This is a genomic window from Actinoplanes sp. NPDC051633, assembly GCF_040681735.1.
GTDB lineage: Bacteria > Actinomycetota > Actinomycetes > Mycobacteriales > Micromonosporaceae > Actinoplanes.
Window position 1 is genome coordinate 1 of the sequence record NZ_JBFAZH010000815.1, and the last position, 3,542, is coordinate 3,542.

At 72.4% G+C, this 3,542-nt stretch carries 3 protein-coding genes; all 3 read left to right on the forward strand.

What is annotated here, in order from left to right:
- Window positions 1-743, forward strand: a 743-nt coding sequence (locus AB0M20_RS32565) for a fibronectin type III-like domain-contianing protein (protein ID WP_364304172.1), incomplete at its 5' end; no start/stop codon positions are given.
- Window positions 743-1,768: a LacI family DNA-binding transcriptional regulator gene (locus AB0M20_RS32570; protein ID WP_364304173.1), complete on the forward strand. Its 1,026-nt coding sequence runs from the start codon at window positions 743-745 to the stop codon at window positions 1,766-1,768. The genes AB0M20_RS32565 and AB0M20_RS32570, both read left to right, overlap by 1 nt.
- Window positions 1,769-1,880: 112 nt before the next feature.
- Window positions 1,881-3,500: a DUF4331 domain-containing protein gene (locus AB0M20_RS32575; protein WP_364304174.1), complete on the forward strand. Its 1,620-nt coding sequence runs from the start codon at window positions 1,881-1,883 to the stop codon at window positions 3,498-3,500.
- Window positions 3,501-3,542: the final 42 nt, after the last annotated feature.

Consider the following 3,542-nt stretch of genomic DNA (forward strand, 5'->3'; position numbering starts at 1 on the left):
ATCGCGACCTGAGTCTCTCGGCCGACACGGTGGAGGCGGGCGGCAGCGTCCGGATCAGCGTCGACGTGGTCAACACCCGGGATCGCGCAGGCGAGGAGGTGGTCCAGCTCTACACGCGGCAGCGGCGGTCGAGGGTGCGGCAGCCGCTGCGCCGGCTTCGAGACTTCCAGCGGGTACGGCTCGCGCCCGGCGCCCGCGCCACGGTGACCTTCGAGCTGGCCGCGGCGGATCTGGCGTTCCACGACGCGGGGCGGGACGCTCCGGTCGTCGAGACCGCCCGGCACACGGTGATGGTGGGCCGGTCGTGCACCGAGATCACGGCCACCGCGGTGCTGGCGGTGCGCGGTTCCGTGCTGGGAAGCCGGACCGGTCCGCTGAGCGCGGCCACCCGGGACGAGGAGTACGGCACCCGCCTCACCGCGGCGACGGCGCTGTCCGGCGACGCGGTGGTGGCCCGCTCCCCCGGCGCCTGGCTCGGTTTCACCGGTGTGGACGTCGGCGCCGGGCCGCGCCGGGTGCGGGTGACCGCGGCGGCGCCGACCGGCGGCGCCCGCCTCGAGCTGCGGCTCGGCGACCCGTTGACCGGTCCGCTCGCCGCCGCCCTGGACGTGCCGTTCACCGGCGGAGTCCACGACTTCGAGCCGGTCTGCGGCCCGTGGACCGGCGACGGCGTGCACGACCTGTTCCTGGTGATGGACACCGCCGGGGCCCGGGTCGGCGAGATCGCCTGGGACGCGGCCTGATGTCGGCGCCGGTCGAGCGCAAGCGGCCCGACATGGTCACGATCTCGGACGTGGCCCGGCACGCCGGGGTGGCGGTCAGCACGGTGTCCTACGTGCTGTCCGGCAAGCGGGCCATCTCCGCGACCACCCGGCAACGGGTGCTGGCCAGCATCGGCCAGCTCGGCTATCACCCGCACGCCGGCGCACGGGCCCTCGCGAGCCGCCGGTCGAACGTGATCGCGATGGTGCTGCCGCTGCGGTCCGGGATGCACCTGCCGGTGGTGATGGAGCTGGTCACCGCCGTGGTCACCGCGGCGCGGCAGTTCGGGCACGACGTGCTGCTGATGACCGCCGACGAGGGGCCGGCCGGGCTGCGCCGGATCGCCGCCAGCGCGATGGCCGACGGGGTGCTGATCATGGATGTGGAGATGTCCGACGCGCGGGTGCCGACGCTGCGCGAGCTCGAACGACCCAGCGTCCTGATCGGATTCCCGGCCGACCCGTCCGGGCTGACCTGCGTCGACCTCGACTTCCACCTGGCCGGGGCGCGGTGCGTCGACCACCTGGCGGGGCTGGGCCACCGGCGGGTCGCGCTGCTCGGCGCGCCGCCCGTGGTCTATCAGCGCGACACCGGCTTCGCCCACCGCACCCGGGCCGGTTTCCTGGACGCCGCCCGCCGCCATCGGATCGCCGCGACCGCCCGCCCGTGCGGCGAGTCGCCGGCCGAGGCGCGCGCGGCCGTGGAGCAGCTCTTCCGGGACGACCCGGCGGTGACCGGGCTGGTCGTGCACAACGAGGCCGCCATCGGTCACGTCCTCGCCGCGCTGAGCAGCCGGGTCCCGGACGAGATCGCGGTGGTCGCGATCTGCCCGGATCACGTCGCCGAGGCCGCCGCGCCGCCGTTGACCTCCGTGCAGATCCCGGCGGCCGAGGTGGGGCGGCAGGCCGTGTCCCTGCTGATGCGCAAACTGGACGGTGGCGGCGTACCCGAATCCACATTGCTCAGCCCCGTGCTCACCGTGCGGCGCAGCAGCACATCCCCCTGATTCGCAGCCGCCGAGGCGGCGGATGGGTTTCTGACGGGAAGCCGACTCCGACCGATCCAAGTCCCTCCCTCGAGCGAAGTCCTCGCACAGGACACCTTGGGAGAGGACCGTCATGACCACTCGTTCCAGACGCGCGTTCGCGTTCGGCGCCACGGCGCTCGTGCTCGGCGCGACCGTCGCCGGCCTCGGGCCGTCGGCCGGGTCGGCCTCCAGCCACCGCGAGGCGCCGCTGATCGCCTCGGACCCGGCCGCGGACAACACCGACGTGTACGCGTTCGTCAGCCCCGACCGGCCCGGCTACGTCACGTTCATCGCCAACTGGATCCCGTTCGAGGAGCCCAACGGCGGGCCCAACTTCTACCCGTTCGCCACCGACGCCGCCTACAACATCAAGGTGGACAGCGACGGCGACGCCAAGCCCGACGCGACGTTCCGCTGGACCTTCAAGAACGACGACCGGCGCGGCAACGACACCTTCCTCTACAACAACGGCCCGGTCACCTCGTTCGACGACCCCAACCTGCTGTTCCGGCAGACCTACACCCTCGAGTCGAAATTCGGCGACGGCTCCTTCAAGACCCGGGTCAAGAACGCCCCGGTCGCGCCCTCATGGACCGGCGCGGCCTCGTTCCCGAACTACAAGACCCTGCGCGACCAGGCCACCATCCAGTTGCCGGGTGGGTGGAAGCTGTTCGCCGGCCAGGCCGACGACCCGTTCTTCCTCGACCTGCGCGCCTTCGACCTGCTCTACGGCACCGACCTGAGCGGGACGGGGCAGGACACCCTGGCCGGCTTCAACGTCAACTCGATCGCCATCCAGGTGCCGTTCGAGGACGTGGCTCTCAAGGGCGACGCGAAGCGCAACCCGGTGATCGGCGTCTGGTCCACCACCGACCGCAACCGGGTCCGGATCACGAACGACAGCACGCCGACCCTGGGCGACGACCGGGTGCAGGTCTCCCGGCTCGGCAACCCGCTGGTCAACGAGCTGGTCGCACCGGCCGGCCTCAAGGACGCCTTCAACTCGATCGGACCGGACAAGGACGCCGGCATCCCGGCGCTGGTCAACCGGGTCACCGACCCCGAGCTGGCCCGGCTGATCGAGCAGATCTACAAGATCCCCGCCCCGGCCACGCCCCGCAACGACCTGGTCGAGATCTACCTGACCGGCATCACCACCAAGGCGGGCGGTCCGATCAAGGCCGACCTGAACTCGCAGCTCAACAACAAGGACGTCAACCCGAAGAGGTTCCGCCCGTCCGAGATGCTGCGGCTCAACCTCGGCGTCCCGGTCAGCGCGACGCCGAAACGGCTCGGCGTGCTCGACGGCGACCTGCAGGGCTTCCCGAACGGCCGCCGGCTCACCGACGACACGGTGGACATCTCCCTGCAGGCCGTCGTGGGCGCGGCCCAGAGCGGCAAGCTGGTCGACGCGCTCGCCGGCGGCGACAAGGTGGACATGAACGACCAGCGGTTCGGCGGGCAGTTCCCGTATGTCGCGCTGCCGAACGTGGCGGCGGTCAACACCGGCGCCTCGGCGCCCGCACCGGCGGCATCGGCCTCTCCGGCCGCCGCCCCGGCCACGTCGGCGCCGAGCCTGGTGCCGGTCGCCGCCATGCAGAACACCGCCCGGGACACGGCACTCGTGGTGGCCGCCTCGGTCGGCGGCGCGGCGGTCCTGATGCTCGTCGTCGTCCTTGCCTGGCTGCGTCGCCGGGCCCGGCGGAGCTGAGGCACGACGGCCATGCGTTCATCCCTGCGGATCCTCACGATC

Excerpts from the sequence above, each read along its gene's own strand:
- AB0M20_RS32575 (WP_364304174.1), top strand. The coding sequence starts at position 1,881 with ATGACCACTCGTTCCAGACGCGCGTTCGCGTTCGGCGCCACGGCGCTC.
- AB0M20_RS32570 (WP_364304173.1), top strand. The coding sequence starts at position 743 with ATGTCGGCGCCGGTCGAGCGCAAGCGGCCCGACATGGTCACGATCTCG.